The 17,131-nt window shown below is 64.7% G+C and carries 17 protein-coding genes; 8 read left to right on the top strand and 9 right to left on the bottom strand.

Translation table 11 applies throughout. The features are described from left to right. The first annotated feature begins 46 nt into the window (after positions 1 to 46). On the top strand, positions 47 to 718 hold the full coding sequence (locus E5673_RS07670; protein ID WP_136189520.1) for a cell wall hydrolase: 672 nt from the start codon (positions 47 to 49) through the stop codon (positions 716 to 718). Between the two features lie 4 nt (positions 719 to 722). On the opposite strand, the gene E5673_RS07675 is transcribed toward E5673_RS07670, so the two are convergent. Then, positions 723 to 1,310 (bottom strand): urea carboxylase-associated family protein, encoded by a 588-nt coding sequence (locus E5673_RS07675; RefSeq protein ID WP_136189521.1) that lies wholly within the window; start codon positions 1,308 to 1,310, stop codon positions 723 to 725. Beyond that, entirely contained in the window at positions 1,303 to 1,989 is a 687-nt protein-coding gene (gene gntA, locus E5673_RS07680; RefSeq protein WP_136189522.1) for a guanitoxin biosynthesis heme-dependent pre-guanitoxin N-hydroxylase GntA, read from the bottom strand. The genes E5673_RS07675 and gntA overlap by 8 nt, the downstream gene beginning before the upstream one ends. 131 nt (positions 1,990 to 2,120) lie before the next feature. On the opposite strand from gntA, the gene E5673_RS07685 reads away from it, so the two are divergent. From E5673_RS07685 to E5673_RS07700, 4 genes are all read left to right on the top strand, one after another. Further along, a complete protein-coding gene (locus tag E5673_RS07685; RefSeq protein WP_056063303.1) occupies positions 2,121 to 2,837 on the top strand; it encodes a Crp/Fnr family transcriptional regulator in 717 nt (238 codons plus the stop codon). A 53-nt stretch (positions 2,838 to 2,890) separates the two neighbouring features. Then, on the top strand, positions 2,891 to 3,073 hold the full coding sequence (locus E5673_RS07690; protein WP_348769893.1) for a hypothetical protein: 183 nt from the start codon (positions 2,891 to 2,893) through the stop codon (positions 3,071 to 3,073). Between the two features lie 103 nt (positions 3,074 to 3,176). After that, positions 3,177 to 5,309: a M3 family metallopeptidase gene (locus E5673_RS07695; RefSeq protein WP_136189523.1), complete on the top strand. Its 2,133-nt coding sequence runs from the start codon at positions 3,177 to 3,179 to the stop codon at positions 5,307 to 5,309. After that, positions 5,309 to 6,598 carry an MFS transporter gene (locus E5673_RS07700; protein ID WP_136189524.1) on the top strand — a complete coding sequence of 430 codons (1,290 nt, stop codon included), beginning with the start codon at positions 5,309 to 5,311 and terminating at the stop codon, positions 6,596 to 6,598. Before E5673_RS07695 ends, E5673_RS07700 begins: the two co-directional genes overlap by 1 nt. A 117-nt stretch (positions 6,599 to 6,715) precedes the next feature. Here the strand turns inward: E5673_RS07700 and E5673_RS07705 are convergent, their stop codons facing one another. The 5 genes from E5673_RS07705 to E5673_RS07725 all read right to left on the bottom strand — a co-directional run bounded on the left by E5673_RS07705 (position 6,716) and on the right by E5673_RS07725 (position 11,853). After that, entirely contained in the window at positions 6,716 to 8,062 is a 1,347-nt protein-coding gene (locus E5673_RS07705; protein ID WP_247599628.1) for a HAMP domain-containing sensor histidine kinase, read from the bottom strand. A gap of 10 nt (positions 8,063 to 8,072) precedes the next feature. Then, positions 8,073 to 8,792, bottom strand: coding sequence for a response regulator (locus E5673_RS07710; protein ID WP_136191401.1), 720 nt, complete (start codon positions 8,790 to 8,792; stop codon positions 8,073 to 8,075). A 68-nt stretch (positions 8,793 to 8,860) separates the two neighbouring features. Beyond that, positions 8,861 to 9,367: an EF-hand domain-containing protein gene (locus E5673_RS07715; protein ID WP_168711584.1), complete on the bottom strand. Its 507-nt coding sequence runs from the start codon at positions 9,365 to 9,367 to the stop codon at positions 8,861 to 8,863. A gap of 126 nt (positions 9,368 to 9,493) precedes the next feature. Beyond that, a complete protein-coding gene (locus E5673_RS07720; protein ID WP_136189526.1) occupies positions 9,494 to 10,270 on the bottom strand; it encodes a thioesterase family protein in 777 nt (258 codons plus the stop codon). Next, complete coding sequence (locus E5673_RS07725) at positions 10,267 to 11,853, bottom strand: class I adenylate-forming enzyme family protein (RefSeq protein ID WP_136189527.1); 1,587 nt, start codon at positions 11,851 to 11,853, stop codon at positions 10,267 to 10,269. The genes E5673_RS07720 and E5673_RS07725 overlap by 4 nt, the downstream gene beginning before the upstream one ends. 73 nt (positions 11,854 to 11,926) lie before the next feature. Between E5673_RS07725 and E5673_RS07730 the strand changes: the two genes are divergently transcribed. The 3 genes from E5673_RS07730 to E5673_RS07740 all read left to right on the top strand — a co-directional run bounded on the left by E5673_RS07730 (position 11,927) and on the right by E5673_RS07740 (position 15,330). Next, positions 11,927 to 12,541 carry a glutathione S-transferase family protein gene (locus tag E5673_RS07730; RefSeq protein ID WP_210731819.1) on the top strand — a complete coding sequence of 205 codons (615 nt, stop codon included), beginning with the start codon at positions 11,927 to 11,929 and terminating at the stop codon, positions 12,539 to 12,541. A gap of 93 nt (positions 12,542 to 12,634) precedes the next feature. Then, a complete protein-coding gene (locus E5673_RS07735) occupies positions 12,635 to 13,366 on the top strand; it encodes a hypothetical protein (protein ID WP_107952256.1) in 732 nt (243 codons plus the stop codon). Positions 13,367 to 14,028: 662 nt separating this feature from the next. Next, positions 14,029 to 15,330: an MFS transporter gene (locus E5673_RS07740; protein WP_136189529.1), complete on the top strand. Its 1,302-nt coding sequence runs from the start codon at positions 14,029 to 14,031 to the stop codon at positions 15,328 to 15,330. 87 nt (positions 15,331 to 15,417) lie between these two features. On the opposite strand, the gene E5673_RS07745 is transcribed toward E5673_RS07740, so the two are convergent. Next, positions 15,418 to 15,735 carry a hypothetical protein gene (locus E5673_RS07745; RefSeq protein ID WP_136189530.1) on the bottom strand — a complete coding sequence of 106 codons (318 nt, stop codon included), beginning with the start codon at positions 15,733 to 15,735 and terminating at the stop codon, positions 15,418 to 15,420. Between the two features lie 98 nt (positions 15,736 to 15,833). Continuing rightward, positions 15,834 to 17,078 carry a TetR/AcrR family transcriptional regulator gene (locus E5673_RS07750; RefSeq protein WP_136189531.1) on the bottom strand — a complete coding sequence of 415 codons (1,245 nt, stop codon included), beginning with the start codon at positions 17,076 to 17,078 and terminating at the stop codon, positions 15,834 to 15,836. Positions 17,079 to 17,131: the final 53 nt, after the last annotated feature.

Raw genomic sequence — 17,131 nt, forward strand, 5'->3', positions numbered from 1 at the left:
CATACGGATCGTTTCCTTGCGAAAATTTCGCCGGTAAGGACACGGGATGGCGAAGCGACCGGCCCGATATGTCTCATCGCGGCGGCGCAATCGATCCGGGCTGAGACCATCGTCCGAGCATTGGCTTCTTCTCCTCGGCGCAGTGGTCGCGTTCGCGGCGATCTTCGGATCGCTGACCGATTTGCCCTGGCCGACCGAAACTACCACGGCGCACCGCAAGCCACGTCTCACGATGGCGCAGGCGCGCGCTTCCAATGCGCTGGTCCCGATCGTTGCCGAAAAGCGCAAGCGAGCGGAGCCGTTCCGGTTTCGTGGCGGTCCTGCGGCGCGCCTCCAGGCGACCGAATGCCTCGCCACCGCTGCGCTCTATGAGGCTGGCGCCGACCGTGACGGACAACGTGCAGTCATCCAGGTCGTGCTCAACCGGGTCGGCGCGCGTGGCTTCCCCAAGTCGGTCTGCGGGGTCGTCTATCAAGGTGCGAACCGGAAGACGGGATGCCAGTTCTCGTTCACCTGCGACGGCTCGCAGACACGGCGGCCCGAGCACGAGGGCTGGGAACAGGCGAGGCACGCGGCACTGCGGGCGATGAACGGCTACGTCTATACGCCGGTCGGCCGCGCAACCCATTACCACACCGACTGGCTCGTACCGTACTGGCGCAGTTCGCTCGTCAAGGTGGCTACCGTCGAGTCGCACATCTTCTACCAGCGCCGCTGAGCGCTCAGTCGATCCGGTACTGGATTGGCTTGAAGCTGCCCCCGTTCGATTGCAGCGCTGAACAGGCGGTCATGCCGATGACGAGGTCCATGGCAGCGCGGAAGACGATGGTGTCGCCGGCCTTGCTCAGCGGCGGTTCGACCGTGAACGTGCCCGTCTCGCCGTTGATCGGCACGTTCATGAAGCAGTTGAACGCGACCGGGATATGGTCCGGCTCGATGTCCCACGGCGCGAGCGCCTCCGCGAGATTGCCGAAGCAGCCGCGATGGGGGTCGGTGTCGCCATAGATAATCGCGAAGGTTTCCTTCGAACACGGCGTCAGCAGGAAATCATGCCGGCCCACATCATCCGAGACGATCTCCAGCATCACGTTGCTACGGTTCGAATAGAGCAGGTCGCCGGTCGTCAGGTACAACCGGCTCGCATAATCGAGCGTTCGCCCCGACGAGATCGCCTCACGCACATCCGCGCGGTTATAGGCGAGCAAGTCCGATACCTGGCGGCCCTCTGGATCGATCACGGTGAGCGTCTGCCCCTTGTCGAGCGTGAAACCGGCCCCCGAGCGCGGCGGGATCGTCTTGATGTCAGCCACGTGCTTCGCCTCGCTTGAAAGGGCATTTCCAGGATTCGTCGACGACGCGCCCGCTATATTGTCGCGCTTCGCTCGATTCACCGTGGCGCGCCAGCATCGGGTTCATCGAGCCGGCATATTCGAGGTCGCGCGCGAGGATCGACGAACGCAACTTGTCGTAGCGCTGCTGGTCGCGCAGCACCTCAAACTGGTCGTGCAGGTTGAACACTATCGCCGGCGATTCGAACTTTCGCGCCGGACGGCTCGCATTGGGATGGAGGCCGACGACGAAGAATGCCTCGCCCGCGAAACTCAGCGAGAAATGCGGATCGTCGGGATCGCTGCTTACCGACGGGTCGGGGCGGTAGCCAAGCCACTCGTCCTTGTCGCTAAGTGACTGAGCGCGGGCCCAAAGATGTGCCTCGAACTCTTCTTCCGACAACAAAGCAGGCGCTTCGAACAATATGATAAGCGTGCGGAAGATTGCGCGATCCTCACGGTATTTGCGGACGGTCTCGCCGAGCGCCGGAGAAATTCTCATGTCGTCCCAAGCGGATCGCACATCACGGGCGACGAGAATGTCCATCTGTCCCTTGGCGAGCGCGGATTTTGCGCCGACGCAGGGGAATTGCGGCGCCTGCACAGTCTCGATGAACTTGCGCGCGAGCGGGTGGTCGTTCTGGAAAATTGGCTGGTACATGGTCGGGGAGGAACCCGCGAACCGCTGCAATGTTTCGCGTCCGACATAACCTTTGATATTGATCAGTACGAATCCCGATCTGTTCTTCTATCGCGGAGGGCGGTACGAGGCCGGGTGATGAAGGGGTGTCGATGATCTCGGAAAAATTCCTCATGGGCCGTGGTCGCCATGAGTTGAGCAACGAAGAAAAGCAGGTGCTGGAGGACGGCATCGAATCCGTGCGGCAGGTGCCCGGGCGCAAGCAGATCGTCCGGGCGGGCGACCTCATCGAGACGAGCACGCTGCTGATCGAGGGGTTCGTGTGTCGCTACATGGACGACCGCGAGGGTCAGCGTCAGCTGGTCGCCGTGCACGTACCGGGCGATTTCGTCGATCTACACGCATTCCCGATGAAGCGCCTCGATCACGATATCGCGACTCTGGGGCCCGTGAAGATCGCCTGCTTCGAACACCGTACGTTGCAGTCCATCACCGAGCGCTATCCGCATCTGACGCAGAAACTGTGGTTCAGCACGCTGCTCGACGCAGCGATGCACCGCGAATGGATATTTCGGCTGGGGCGGCTCGGCGCGGAAGGGCGGATCGCGCATCTGTTCTGCGAACTGAACGCGCGGCTGGAGATGATCGGGATGGCGGAGGACGGGCGGTTCATGCTGCCGATGACGCAGCCCGATCTGGCAGAGGCGACCGGGTTGACCGGCGTTCACGTCAACCGCGTGTTGAGAGCGCTTCGCGAGAAAAACCTGCTGACGTTCAAGGCTGGCGAGGTAAATATCGTGGATCGTAAAGCACTTGCAGCCGTTGCTGAATTCGAACCACAATATCTTTACGGTTCCAGGGGCGAGTGACGGGTAGCCGGCGCGTGACCCATGGCAGGATCAACGGTCGGGGGAGTGAGACCATGATGACGCCGGAAACCCTCGCAGGCATCGCCGCCGCCGAGAATGGGCTGGTGACGCTGGACGGCGTCGACGGCCTGGCGATCACCTTCACGCCGCAGGCCGCCGCTGAGACGGGGCGTAGGCTTATTGCGGCGGCGGAAGTGGCTGCGAGCCAGCCGCGCGACGATCGATCCGGCGACTGATCTTACGGCGCGTACGACCGGCGCTACGCGCTGATCAATGCGTACGCCTTCCGCTACGTAACTTTATCACTATGCTACCCGGCACATTGACCGGGAGATCCATGTGCAGTTTCTATACCTCGCCGCCAGCGCCGTTGCGTTGATGGCGTCTACGTCGATCGCCGCGCAGACTGGTGCGACGTCCACGACACCCGCCGCGAACCCGTTGCTGGCCGACTGGACCGGTCCGCTGGGCGGAGTGCCGCCGTGGGACAGGGTTCGCCCCGAGCTGTTCCCGCAGGCGTTCGAGACGACGTTGGCCGAGCGGACCGTCGAATACCGCAAGATCGCCGACAATCCTGCCAAGCCCACCTTCGCCAACACGATCGTGCCGATGCAGTTGGCCGGCAAGCGCTATGGTCAGGTGATGACGCTGTTCGGCGTGATGACCGGCAACATGAACACCCCGGCGTATCAGAAGCTCGACCGCGAATGGTCGCCCAAATTCTCCGCGGCATCGGACGCGATCACGTTCGACAAGTCGTTGTTCGCGCGCATCCAGGCGATCTACGCAGGCCGCAATTCCAGCGGGTTGAACGCGCAGCAGGCCCGGCTCGTGACGCGGATCTACGACAGTTATGTACGCCAGGGCGCCAAGCTGACCGACGCGCAGAAGACGCAGCTGTCGCAGTATAACCAGCAGCTCGCGACGGCGTTCTCAACATTTGGCGAAAAGCTGCTCGCAGACGAGAGCAAAGCGATTTCGGTCACCGACGAGGCGCAACTTGCCGGTCTTCCCGACAGCGTGAAGGCGGTCGCCAAGGCCGCGGCGGCCGAGCGGAAGCTGCCGGGCTTCGCGATCGTCAACACGCGGTCGGCGGTCGATCCCGTGCTGACCTACGCCACCGATCGTGCTCTGCGCGAGAAGGTATGGCGCGCGTTCGTCAACCGCGGCGACAATGGCGATGCGAACGACACGAACGCGACCATCGCGCAGATCGTCAAGCTGCGTGCCGACCGCGCGCACCTGCTCGGGTTCAAGACGCATGCCGATTGGCGGATGCAGGACACGATGGCGAAGACGCCCGCCGCGGCGATGGACCTGATGATGCGCGTCTGGCCCGCCGCCAAGGCACGCGTGGCCGAGGAAGTCGCGGACATGCAGCAGGTCGCCGGCACTTCGCTGACGATCGAGCCGTGGGATTACCGCTTCTACCAGGAGAAGGTGCGTAAAGCCCGGTACGACCTCGATCAGGCGCAGCTGAAGCCGTATTTCGAGCTCGGCAACATCATCCAGGGGTCGCTGTACGCGGCCAACCGGCTGTACGGGCTGAACTTCAAGGAGATCACCGGCACCGTTCCCGTGTTCGAGCCGAACATGCGCGTGTGGAGCGTCACCGACAAGAACGGCAAGAACGTCGGGCTGTTCTATCGCGACGATTTCGCGCGGACCGGCAAGCGATCGGGTGCTTGGGCGAACACGTATCGTGGGCAGCGAGGCCTCGCGCCGGCGCAGCTCGTGCTGTCGTCGAACAACAACAATTTCGCCAAGGGCTTGCCGGGCGAGCCGATCCTCATCAGCCTCGACGATGCACAGACGCTGTTCCACGAGTTCGGCCATGCGATCCACGCGATGCTCCAGAACGTCTATTATCCGGGGCTCGCGGGCACGCCGCGCGACTTCGTGGAATATCCGAGCCAGGTGAACGAGCATTGGCTGCTGACCCGCGACGTGCTCGACAAATATGCGCGGCATTACCAGACCAAGGCGGCGATGCCGCAGGCGTTGCTCGACAAGATCGAGCAGTCGAGCAAGTTCAGCGAGGGCTTCAAGACCGCGGAATACCTGTCGTCGGCGATCGTCGACATGAAGATCCACACCGTCCCCGACGGCGTCATCGATCCCGACAAGTTCGAGGCCGCGACGCTCGCCGAGATCGGCATGCCGAAGCAGCTGGTGATGCGTCACCGCGTGCCGCAGTTCCAGCATTTGTTCGCATCGGACAGCTATTCGGCGGGGTATTACAGCTACCTCTGGTCCGAGACGATGGACGCCGACACCTTCGCGGCGTTCGAGGAGGCGGGCAGTCCGTGGGACAAGCCGACCGCAGACAAGTTCGCCAAGATCCTGTTGTCGACCGGCAACGAGACCGATCGCGCCGAGGCGTATCGCGCGTTCCGGGGGCGTGATCCCGACGTGAACGCGCTGCTCAAGAAGCGCGGCTTTCCGACGCAAGCGCCGCAGGGGACGAAGTAATGGCACCCGATCAGAAAACGCGCCTCAAGGCGATCATCGGTGGATCGACGGGCAATCTGGTCGAGTGGTTCGACTGGTACGTCTATTCCGCCTTCACGCTGTATTTCGCGCCGCATTTCTTCCCGTCGACCGATCGCACCGCGCAGTTGCTGAGCACGGCGGCGGTCTTCGCGGTCGGCTTCCTGATGCGGCCGATCGGCGCGTGGATCATGGGCATCTATGCCGATCGCCATGGTCGCAAGGCGGGGCTTACGGTGTCGGTCACGCTGATGTGTGCCGGTTCGCTGATCATCGCGTGTACGCCGGGGTATGAGACGATCGGCGTGTTCGCGCCGACGATGCTGGTGATCGCGCGGCTGATGCAGGGTCTGTCGGTCGGCGGCGAATATGGCGCGTCGGCGACGTATCTCACCGAGATGGCGGGCAAGAACCGCCGCGGCTTCTTCTCGTCGTTCCAGTACGTCACGCTGATCTCGGGCCAGCTGCTCGCGATCTGCGTGCTGCTCGTGCTGCAGTCGACGATGAGCGAGGCGGCGCTCGATTCCTGGGGCTGGCGCATTCCGTTCGCGATCGGCGCGGTGTTGGCCGTGGTCGTGTTCTATATTCGCCATGGCCTTGCCGAGACGCAGAGCTTCGAGAATGCCAAGGCCGATGCGGGCGACGGCAAGCCCAAGTCGGGCTTCATCCAGTTGATCACCAAGCATCCGCGTGAGACGATCACGGTGATGCTGCTGACCGCTGGCGGTACGCTCGCCTTCTACGCCTACTCGATCTACATGCAGAAGTTCCTGGTCAACACCAGCGGGTTCAGCCGCGAGGTGGCGAGCCAGATCAACGCCGCGACGCTGTTCGTGTTCATGCTGTTGCAGCCGATCGCGGGCGGGCTTTCGGACAAGATCGGGCGGAAACCGCTGATGGTCGGGTTCGGTATTGCCGGGGTGCTGTTCACCTATCCGATCTTCACCGCGCTGGAGACCGCGACCAACCCGATCTATGCCGGGTTGCTGGTGATGGCGGCGCTGGTGATCGTGACGGGCTACACGTCGATCAACGCGGTCGTGAAGGCGGAACTGTTCCCGGCGCATATCCGAGCGCTGGGCGTCGCTCTGCCCTATGCGCTGGCCAACACGCTGTTCGGAGGGACCGCGGAATTCGTCGCGTTGAAGTTCAAGGGCGCCGGCTTCGAACGCGGCTTCTACTGGTACGTGACGGCGATGATCGCGGTGTCGCTGGTGGTTTATCTGCGCATGAAGGACACGCGGACGAACAGTCAGATCGTCGAGGATTGAGCCTCTGCTCCCTCTCCCCGGCGGGGAGAGGGCTGGAGTGAGGGGCTGTTCCAGGTGGTGTCCTGCTTGGCTTCCCCTCACCCCGACCCTCTCCCCGGAGGGAAGAGGGAGAAGGAACTAGCGCGGCAGCTCGATGATCGCGTCGAGACCGCCGCCCACTCGATTCACCAGTCGAATCTCGCCACCAGCTTCCCGCACGATTGCGCGGGCCAGCGCCAGCCCCAGGCCGATCCCTCCCGTCTCCCGGTTCCGCGAGCTCTCTAGCCGGGTAAACGCGTCGAACACGTCGCCCATCCGATCCTCCGGGATACCGGGCCCCTGATCCGCTACGACGATTGCCACGGTCTTCGCCCCCGCCTCGACACGTACCTCCGCCGACACGCCGTATTTGATCGCATTCTCGATCAAATTGCGCACCGCTCGGCGGATCAGCGAGGGGCGCAGATGCATCCGCAGCCGCTCCGTCTCGACGAAGCTGACGTCGCTACCGATATCGCGAAAATCCTCGACCACCGCATCGACCAGCGCAGCAAGATCGACGTCGGTCAGAGGCTCGCTCGGTCGCCCGAGCCGCGCCAGCGAGAGAATGTCGTCCAGCGTCCGGTTCATCTCCGCCACCGTATCGATCATCCGCGCCCGATCGACATCGTCCTCGACCGACTCGATGCGCACTCTTAGCGCCGCCAGCGGCGTACGCAGGTCGTGGCCAATCGCGCCGAGCATCCGGTCCTTCTCGTCGAGCATCCCCGTAACGCGCAATCGCAACGCGTTGAACGCCGCGATCAACGCGACGACATCATCGGGCCCATGCGGCGGCATCGGTGCGCCCAGATCGCCCGGCCGAAAACTCTCCGCCGCGCGCCGCAAATCCTGGAGCGGGCGCGAAATCCGTCGGACGATCCACAACACGGGCAGCAACACGATGATGTACAGGATCGCGGTCTGCGTCAGCACCGCGAGCAACAACCGCCAGCCGGGCTGCGGCCAAGGCGCGGTGATCGCCAGCCATCCGCGTCCGGGCTGCTCGATCGCGATCAGTAGCGTCGCGCCTTGCCGATCGCCACGTCGCAGCCCGTCGCGGCGGTGCGCATCGCTCGTCTCGTCGGTGGCGGGGCGAAGGCCGGTATCGATCCGCCCGACAATCAGTCCAAGATCGGCGAATTGCCGGCGCAGTTCGGTGGCGACTTCGGGATGGCGCTCGAACATCGCGGGTGAGATCGGATTGGCGGGCAAGCGGCGTACGCGGCCGCGGTCGGGGCTCAGCGCGCGGCCGCCATGTGCCTCGCGGTCCAACGCGTCGGCGATCCGCGTCGCGACCGGCCGCGTTGCCTGGGCAAGGCGGAACTCGGACCGATCGTGCAGGATCATGCCGAAGTTGATGACTTGCGCCACCAACAGCGCGAGCGCGATCAGCAATGCCATCTGGCCGGCGAGGCTGCGCGGCCAGGGCTTGAACCGCGTCATACGGACCGGATCACAGGCGCGTGACTTCGGCCGCCAGCGTATAGCCGCCACCCCAGACCGTCTTGATCAGCTCGGGCGTCTTTGCATCCGCCTCGATCTTCCGACGCAACCGGCTGATCTGGTTGTCGATCGCACGGTCGAACGCAGCGGCCTCGCGCCCCTGGGTCAGGTCGAGCAACTGGTCACGCGTGAGCACCTGGCGCGGGCGCGTCACCAGCGCGAGCAGCAGGTTGTACTCGCCGGTCGACAGCGGCACCGAGACGCCCTCGCGATCGATTAGAGCGCGCTCACCCGATTTCAGGACCCAGCCGGCGAACCCGTAGGAACTGCTCTCCGGCGCATGCTGGCGCGATCCGCCCGCGGTCGCGCGCCGCAGCACCACCTTCACACGCGTCGCCAGTTCGCGCGGCGAGAACGGCTTCACGACATAATCGTCCGCGCCCATCTCGAGCCCGACGATCCGGTCCGTCTCCTCCGCGCGAGCGGTCAGCAAGATCACCGGCACGTCGCTGGTCGCGGCGATATGCCGGCACAGTGATAAGCCGTCCTCGCCCGGCATCATGATGTCGAGGATGACGAGATCGATCGCATATGCCGTCAGCCGCGTCCGCGCCGCCTCCGCATCGCCCGCCTGCGTGATGCGAAACCCCTGCTTGGTGAGATAAACGGCCAGCGGCTCGCGGATCGAGCGCTCGTCGTCGACGAGCAACAGGTGCGGCATATCTCCCATCGGGGCAGTGTCTAGCATGGCGGCTGTCCAGGGGAAGCACCGACGCCCGATGCTTCCCCTCTTCCGAATTATTGAGCAGGTGCAGATGCGGGCGGGGTCACGCCCTCACGGCGTTCGCGCCGATCGACATGGCGCATCTCGGCGGCGTTGGCGCGCTCGGTCGCGTCGATCGTGCCGTCGTGGTTGGCATCCATCCGATCGAACCGCTTCAGCGCGCGTGCCTCGAACTCCTCGCGCGTCACGCTGCCGTCACCGTTCGGATCCATCCGCCGACCCACGCCGTCATGCTTCCGGCCGCCCGGCGGCGGCACGGGGACGTCGCGACCGCTGGCGACCATCCGGTCGTGTAGCGCTTCGCGATAGGCGCGCATCTCGCCGGCGGTGATCCGGCCCTCATGATCGGTATCCATCTGTGCGAAGCGGGCATCGGCTTGCGCGATCGCCTCCGCGCGCGTGGAAACGCGGTTCGCATCCTGGCGCATTGGCGCAGGTGGCGTAGTAGGTGTCTGCGCGGTGCTAGCTGTGGACGTAACCGCGCTGGCGGCGAGCATCAGGGTGAGGACGGTCTTGCGCATGTCGGTCTCCGGCGGAGTGGGACGAATTCCCATCGAATGACCATCGATCTAAACCCCGGTTGTCGCAGGGTTTTGCCGCCCCTCCACCAATGTGTCGCAAGATATGTCAGGCGCGTGCTAGTCGGACTAGGCGAAGATCGCGACGCTCTGCATCTGTTCGGCGACCGGCGTGCCGTCCGCGTTCCAGATCGCCATCTGCTGGCTCGAACTACCCTCGCGTACGTAATCGGTGGTCGCGCGGAGCAGCCACCAGCCATCGCGCGTCACCGGCTGCGGACCGAGGATGTTGAGCAGCCACGTCATCGAACTGAGCGGGGCAGGGCCGCCCAGCAGTTTCAGCGCCGACGGCGGTAGGCAGTCCGCGACCGCGATAAGCTCGACCATCGGATCGAGCCCGTCACGCTCGGCCAGCCGCACCCACCGCAGCCACTCCGCCGGCCCGACGCCGTCATCCCGCCGATCGAGCAAGTCGAAGTTCCGCGAGAATGCCACCGCACTGTGGCCACGGAACGTCTGCGTCTCTGGCCCGGGCATCGGGAAATCCGGCGCGCTGCCGGCCTGGTGATCGACGCGCGAGGCGACCGCCCCCATGAACACGAACGTCGCGCGCAAGCCCAGTCCGGCCGCGCTCTCGACATCCGCCTGCACGAACGCGGCGTTGCGCCCGCGCCGCAACCGGCTCGCGCGGATCACGATTTCGCCGGAGAGGGGCCCGATGAAGGATACCTGCGCGGACCGGAGCGGCGGCAGGTCGACGTCCGACTTCTGCGCGGCATGCAGCGCGAGTGCGGCGGAGAAGCCGCCATACGCGGTACGGCCCTGGAGCCAGTTCTCGGGCACTGTCCCGCGCCAGCCACCGTCGATCGGTTCCAGCGCGTCGATCGCCTGCTTCAAACTGGTCATGCGGCGGCAGCTCCCAACCGCTCGCGGAGTTCGCGCTTGAGAACCTTGCCGATCGCGCTGCGGGGTAGCTCGTCGGTGACATGGAGCGCGGAGAGGCGTTGCGTCTTGCCAAGTTGGCCGTTCACCCAAGCGAGGATCGCGGGGGTATCTTCGGCCGCATCGACACGGGGGACGTAGAATCCCACAGGCGTTTCGCCCCACGCCTCCGAAGGAACGCCGATCACCGCGCAGTCCGCCACCGCCGGGTGCTGCGCCAGCACCGTCTCCAGGTCGGACGGATAGATGTTAAAGCCGCCCGAGATGATCAGGTCCTTCTTCCGGTCCATCAGCGTCAGGAAACCGTCCTCGTCGAACCGCCCGACGTCGCCGTGGCGGATGTAGCGGTTGCCGTCTCCGTCATGCCATTCGGCGTCGCGTGTCGCCTCCGATCGGCCGTGATAGCCGTTCATCATCGCCGGGCTGCGGCCGACGACCTCACCCATCTCGCCGGGCGTGACCTCGACGCCGTCATCGTCGATCAGGCGGATTTCGTGCCCCGGCATCGGCTGGCCGACGGTGTGGAGCTTGGTCGGGTTCGCCGTCGCATTCAGCGCGCAACTCGCGCCGCCTTCGGTCATGCCGTAGAATTCGACAAGCACGCCCGGCCAGCGCGCGACGACATCGGCCTTCAACGCCGCGGAGAACGGCGCGCTGGTGCTGGTCTTGAAGCGGAACGTCGACAGGTCGAAGTCATCGAAGTCGGGGAGTGCCATGATCCGCTGATACTGCACCGGGACCAGCATCGTGTGCGTCGCGCGGTATCGCTGCGCGAGTTCGAGATAGGCGCGCGCATCGAACTTGCCCATCAGGACGACGGTACCGCCCCAGCCGAGCGTCGGCAGGAAGCTGACCAGCGTGGTGTTCGAATAGAGTGGTGTCGCGATCATTGTGACGGCGGTGTCGAACCCTGCGGCAGTGTTGCGCGCGATATGCGCCCAGCGCATCGCGTGGCTCTGGACGATGCCCTTTGGCGTGCCGGTCGTGCCGGACGAGTAGATGATGTTGAACGGGTCTTGGGGAGCTATCTCGACGGGGGTTGGCTTTGCATCATCGGGCGCGAGCCAGTCCTCAAGACGGTAGAAAGCTTGTTCCCCCGCGAAGGCGGGGGCCCAGTCTGGACCCCCGCCTTCGCGGGGGAACATGACAGGCAGGGCTGTAAGCGTTTGCCCTTCCAAAGCCCGAGCATTCTCCGCATCGAGAAACACCACCGGCGCGCCGCTATCCGCAATCATCGCCGCAATCGCAGCCGGCGTAGCGGACGGTGCGATCGGCGTCGCGACACACCCCGCGCGTACCGCACCAAGGAATACCGCCGCATACTCCGTCGTCGGCGCGGCAACGATCGCCACCGCCGTCCCCGGCGCAACCCCATGGCGCTGCAACGCCGCCGCGACCCGGTCCATCATCCCGTCGAGCGTCCGATAGTCGATGCTGCCCTGCGCATCGGCAACGGCGACCCGATCCCCCCGTTCCAACGCATGCGCGCGGATCAGATCGGGGAGGGTGGCAAAGCCCGTGGCGAGCATGTCTGCAGCGGTCGTCATGCGACGCATCGCTAGGCGAACGCGCCTGGCAATGCCATACGGTATATTCGAAAACCGATGTCAGGAGACGCCGTTGCTGTTCTACGATAGCGCACTGCCCGCGCCCAACCCGCGCCGCGTCCGCATCTTCCTCGCCGAAAAGCATGTCCGCGTACCGATGGCGCAGATCTCGATCCCCAAGGCCGAGCACAAGGCCGAGCCGTTCCTGGCGGTCAATCCGCTCGGCCAGACGCCTGCGCTGACGTTCGACGACGGCCGCGTGCTGACCGAGAGCGTCGCGATCTGTCGCTACTTCGAGATTCTCCATCCCGACCCGCCAATGTTCGGCCACGGCGCGCACAACATTGCGGAGATCGACATGTGGACACGGCGGATCGAACTGCGGCTGATGACGCCGTTGTCGATGGTCTGGCTGCATACGCATCCCTGGACCGCACGGATCGTCCAGCCGCAATATACCGAGTTCGGCGAAAGCCAGCGCCCACGCGTGCTCGCCGCGATGGCGGAGTTCGATCGCGCGCTTGCCGGTCGCGACTGGCTTGATGGCGAGCGCTACACGATTGCCGATATCGTCCTGCTCACGACGATCGACTTCGCCAAGTTCGTCGGCGTCGCGATGCCCGACGATCTCGAACATTTAAGGGCATGGCACGCTCGTGCCTCCGCCCGACCGAGTGCCCAAGCGTAACCGGCGCAGTTAACCAACTCGTTTCACACGATAGAAGTCCTTCCTCGGCTATCTCCGGCGCGGGACAGACCGTGCCCGCAGGGGAGAAACCGAGTGCACAAGCTGATCGTCGTTGCGGCATTGTGCACGCTACCCACCGCCATATCCGCTCAGGAAGCGCCGACGGATGCGGCGATCGTCGTGCCGGCGCATACCGAGATGGTATTGCGCCTGGACGAGGAGATCGCGTCGGATCGCGCACGCGTCGGGCAAACCGTCGCTGTATCGGTCGCGCGGGACGTGATCGTCGATGGCGCGGTGTTGATCCCGCGCGGGGCTCCCGGCGTCGGCGCGGTCACCTTCAGGACCGGCAAGGGCGCGTTCGGCAAATCCGGCAAGCTCGATATCGAACTGCGCTCGGTCGAAGTCGGCGGTCGTAGCGTACCCGTCGTTGGTCGCTATCACGCCGCCGGAGATGGCCGGACCGGCGAGACGATCGGGACGATCATCGTCGGCGGTGTCGTCGCGGGGGCGTTCGTCACCGGGCACAACGCCGTGTTCGAGGAAGGGCGCCAGTTCACCGCGTTCACCGGTGAGGCGACCCGGATCGCGCGTCCAGCGATACGGATGGCCCGGTACGCACCGCTGATCCCGCCCGCTGCCGCGTCGTTCGCGCGAGGTCCGGCCCTAGTGTCGCCATCCTACGCGACCGTGGCCTATAGTCCACCGGCCGCGATGGCCGCTCCACCAGCCTACGTAGCCGATGGCAGTTTCGCCCAAAGATTGGCTGCCGCCCAACCCGTTCGCGGTGGCGATCCGCGGCTGGGGTGGACGATCAGCGACTAACGTCCGGCCTTCACCGCCGTCTGCCCGAGCAGCGGATTCTTCGCTTCGTCGGTGCTGGGCTTGATGCTGTCGTCGATTGCCTTGCCCTCTCGTACGCGGCGATCGCCGCCGGCCAAGCCGCACTCGCCCTGATCGTGAGGTCGGACCGGGCTTCTTTTAGAAGCAGTGGGATCTCGCCGCGTTTGGCGGGGGCCGATTAAATAAGTCAGTCTTCGGAATGCTCCAGCGATTGTGTTGCGTGGGAGGCGAGGCAGGGGCCGTGGCGGGCAAGCTGGACGCCACGAGGGATTCCATCCCTGGCGGGAGCGATAAGGAAAATACGCTTTGCAACGTCGCGAATCTATGCGAGGGGAGCCGCATACCCAGTATTCAGATTGCCCGGACGCTCCGCTCCACTGATGACGCGGAGACGAGCCGGCCACGACGTTGGAGAGGGGATAAGGCGGAAGAGCGACCCAAACGAGGACGCATCTTCCGCCGTCCTTCTCACGAAACACCGGTAACGCCTTCAAACCCATAAGACATTGCGTCGCAGCGGTAATGTCCCTCGTCATCCACATACCGTTCGCTCGTCGCAGGTCGGCCAGGAATGCAGCTTTAGCTTGTCTGGTACGCCTCAATTGCCCTAGCGTAAGGCCTGTTTCGACTTCGAGGTATTGCCGATGGCCGCAGCGTATCAGTCCCATCCCGAGATCGCCGACGCATTGGCGATGAAGCGACGGGGCCTGACGCTCGCGCTGCTCACCTTCACCTATTTCTTCAGCTACATGGACCGCCAGATTCTCGCGATCCTGCTCGAGCGGATCAAGGCGGACCTGCTGCTGACCGATACGCAGCTCGGGCTGCTGTCCGGACTCGTGTTCGCGATCTTCTATGCGACGTTGGGCATTCCGGTCGCACGGCTGGCCGATCGGACCAGCCGTCGCAACATCATTGCCGCCAGCCTGACGATCTGGAGCGCGATGACCGCGCTGTGCGGGCTCGCACAGAACTTCACGCAGCTGATGCTGTTCCGGATCGGCGTCGGCATCGGCGAGGCGGGGTCGAGCCCGCCAAGCCATTCGATCATCGCCGATCTCTACCCGCCCGAGAAGCGCGCGAGCGCGATGGCCGTGTATTCGCTCGGCGTGGTGCTCGGTGCAGGGTTCGGGACGCTGATCGGCGGAGTCGTCGCGCATAGCTATGGCTGGCGGATCGCGATGATGACCGTCGGTCTGCCGGGGATCGTGCTCGCCCTGCTGGTCCGCCTGTTCATGGTCGAGCCCCGCCGCGGCCTGTCCGATGCGGCGCGCGCAGTGGCGAAGCCGATGCCGAGCGTCGCGCAGGGGTTTGCGTCGATGTGGGCGAGTGCACCGGCGCGGCATCTGGTGGTCGGCGTGACGTTGACCTCGATGATCGGCTACGCGCTGACCGGCTGGGGACCGAGCTATATCCAGCGATCACTTGGCATCTCGATGCTTGATATCTCACGCTACATCGCGTTGCCGGGTGCGTTGTTCGGCGCGATCTCTGCGCTCGCAGGCGGCAAGATAGCCGACGTGCTCGCCAAGCGTCACGGGCTCCACGTCCAGGCTTGGGTCGTCCTCGTGATGAAGGGCCTGTCGCTCCCGTTCGCGCTCGCATTCTACCTGATCGATTCGCCGGTAGTCGCGATCGGCAGCTATTTCGTGTCGTTGATCTTCGCGAACTCGTATCTCGGGCCGAGCTTCGCACTGATCCAGCACCTTGCCCCGTTGCAAATCCGCGCGATGTGGGCGGCGATCACGCTGCTCGTCATCAACCTGGTCGGGCTGGGGCTCGGGCCGACGCTGGTCGGGTGGCTCAGCGATCTGCTCAAGCCCGGGTTCGGCGAGGATTCGCTGCGCTACGCGCTGATCATCATCGTGCTGATGACCCCCTGGGCACTGTTCCACTATTGGCGCGCAGGGGTTCTGCTCAAGCGAGCGGAGGATGCTGCGAGGTAGTCGCCTCTTCGTCAGGCTGGCGAAGCGGCGGCGGCGTCACCGTAGGCTGGCGCATCGCCCAATAACCACGCCATCGCACTTTTCCGGTCATCGAACACCGCCATGTCGTCGCGCACCGCGACGATCCGCTTCACCTGCAACCGCGCGAGCTTGCCGTTGTGCGACTTTGCGGGACTTCAGGGGGATAGTCAAAGCGACGCGCTGGAGCATCGCGACCACCTCCTGGGGCTGGATCGCGGACTGCGAGAAATTGCCCAACAGCATATGACGCTTGCCCGTTGCCAGCACGCGTCGGGCTTCGCGCTCCAGATCGCGAAGAAAGCCCTCGACATGCGGGACGGTCCAAAAGCCCGATGCCTCGACCTCGATGATGCCAGTCTCGAGATCGGTCGTGATCGTGTGCATGACGCCCTCCGTGGAGGTGTCGGGATCGGCCGCTCGGCGTTAACGCCGCGTAACCAAACCGTTACGAGTGCGATTGTCGTTCGGCTTGTGACGGCGGATCAGGCCTTCGCCATCCGATCGTCGAACAGGCCGAACATCAACGTCGAGGCGTACATCGCGATTGCCCGCTCGCGCGGCATCGTCGACGCCCATTTGCGCATGTCGAACGCTGCGTTCTGGAGCGCCATCAACGCCTGTGCCGCGATCAGCGCATCCACCGCGCGGATCGAGCCTTCGCCGATGCCGTCCATCATCATGCCCGCATAGCGTCGCGCGATGCCGTTCGAGCGATCGACCATCGCGTTGCGTACGCCGACCGGCAATCCGCTCAGCGCGGTGGTACGCAGCAACGGCCCGCGTTCGGCGAACTGCACGTCGAGCAAGGTCGCAACGGTGCTCGACAGCTTGTGCCAGTAACTGCCGCCCTCGGCCTCGCCGCGGCTCTGCGCATCGGCGATCGTGTCGAAGCTACGGCGGTAGCACGCGATGACTAGGTCGTCCTTCGCATCGAGATGGTGGTAGAAACTGCCCTTGGTGACGTTCAGCTCGGAAGCGATCTTCTGCACCGAAGCGCCGCGATAGCCGAGTTCATTGATCAAACGCGTCGCGGCGAGCAAGAACGCCTCGCGGCCCGGCTCCGCTTCGTCATGGCTGAGATCAAGCAGGGCGGGGGACCATTTGGCGTCCTTGCCCGCGATGCCGTGTGCGAACACGTCCATCAGGCGTTCCTCGACACGGCCGTACTGGTCGGGCTCGTACCGCGTCAGCCAGATCGGCAGCCAGAACGTGTTTTCCAGCAGCACATGCGCGCGCGCGCCGTTGAGATCGGTTTGCGCACGCGACGCGGTCGGACCCCATAGCAGCCGCGTGCGACGGAATACCTCGCGCCAGCCCGCCATCAGTCGCCCGCGCATCGGCTCCTCGGTGGCGCGCAGATCGGAGAGGACCGCGAACGCCTTCTCCTCGCCGCGCTGGATCCGCCCGAGCCGGTCCATGTTGAGCGCGAGATAGCGCCGAACGCGTTCCTCCGGCGTCGCTTCTTCCGCCGCGACGTCGAGCATCGCGATCAGCGATTCGAGGGTGTTCTCGAACGCCGCTGCTGCAAGGTCTTCCTTGCGCTTGAAATAATAGGTAACGCTCGTGGTATTGAGCCCGACGCGACGCGCCACGTCCGCGAACGTCATGCCCTTGGCACTCTGCTCGTTGATCGCTTCTGCCGCCGCGGCGAGGATCGCATCACGCTTCGCACGGAAGCGCTTGGTCCCCTGTTCGCTCTCGTCGCTGGCCTCTGCCGGAACCTTCATCGAAACACCCTAACAGCTTCGATTTGAAGATACAGTGCTTTTTAGGCGGTTTC

This window comes from Sphingomonas sp. PAMC26645 (genome assembly GCF_004795835.1).
Taxonomy (GTDB): Bacteria; Pseudomonadota; Alphaproteobacteria; order Sphingomonadales; family Sphingomonadaceae; genus Sphingomonas.

What these genes read in the sequence shown, in the direction of transcription:
- E5673_RS07705 (WP_247599628.1), bottom strand. Translation starts at nt 8,062, where the DNA reads ATGACGCGGTTCAAGCCCTGGCCGCGCAGCCTCGCCGGCCAGATGGCA.
- E5673_RS07685 (WP_056063303.1), top strand. Translation starts at nt 2,121, where the DNA reads ATGATCTCGGAAAAATTCCTCATGGGCCGTGGTCGCCATGAGTTGAGC.
- E5673_RS07710 (WP_136191401.1), bottom strand. Translation starts at nt 8,792, where the DNA reads ATGGGAGATATGCCGCACCTGTTGCTCGTCGACGACGAGCGCTCGATC.
- E5673_RS07745 (WP_136189530.1), bottom strand. Translation starts at nt 15,735, where the DNA reads ATGCACACGATCACGACCGATCTCGAGACTGGCATCATCGAGGTCGAG.
- E5673_RS07720 (WP_136189526.1), bottom strand. Translation starts at nt 10,270, where the DNA reads ATGACCAGTTTGAAGCAGGCGATCGACGCGCTGGAACCGATCGACGGT.
- gntA (WP_136189522.1), bottom strand. Translation starts at nt 1,989, where the DNA reads ATGTACCAGCCAATTTTCCAGAACGACCACCCGCTCGCGCGCAAGTTC.
- E5673_RS07700 (WP_136189524.1), top strand. Translation starts at nt 5,309, where the DNA reads ATGGCACCCGATCAGAAAACGCGCCTCAAGGCGATCATCGGTGGATCG.
- E5673_RS07750 (WP_136189531.1), bottom strand. Translation starts at nt 17,078, where the DNA reads ATGAAGGTTCCGGCAGAGGCCAGCGACGAGAGCGAACAGGGGACCAAG.
- E5673_RS07690 (WP_348769893.1), top strand. Translation starts at nt 2,891, where the DNA reads ATGATGACGCCGGAAACCCTCGCAGGCATCGCCGCCGCCGAGAATGGG.
- E5673_RS07670 (WP_136189520.1), top strand. Translation starts at nt 47, where the DNA reads ATGGCGAAGCGACCGGCCCGATATGTCTCATCGCGGCGGCGCAATCGA.
- E5673_RS07715 (WP_168711584.1), bottom strand. Translation starts at nt 9,367, where the DNA reads ATGCGCAAGACCGTCCTCACCCTGATGCTCGCCGCCAGCGCGGTTACG.
- E5673_RS07740 (WP_136189529.1), top strand. Translation starts at nt 14,029, where the DNA reads ATGGCCGCAGCGTATCAGTCCCATCCCGAGATCGCCGACGCATTGGCG.
- E5673_RS07725 (WP_136189527.1), bottom strand. Translation starts at nt 11,853, where the DNA reads ATGACGACCGCTGCAGACATGCTCGCCACGGGCTTTGCCACCCTCCCC.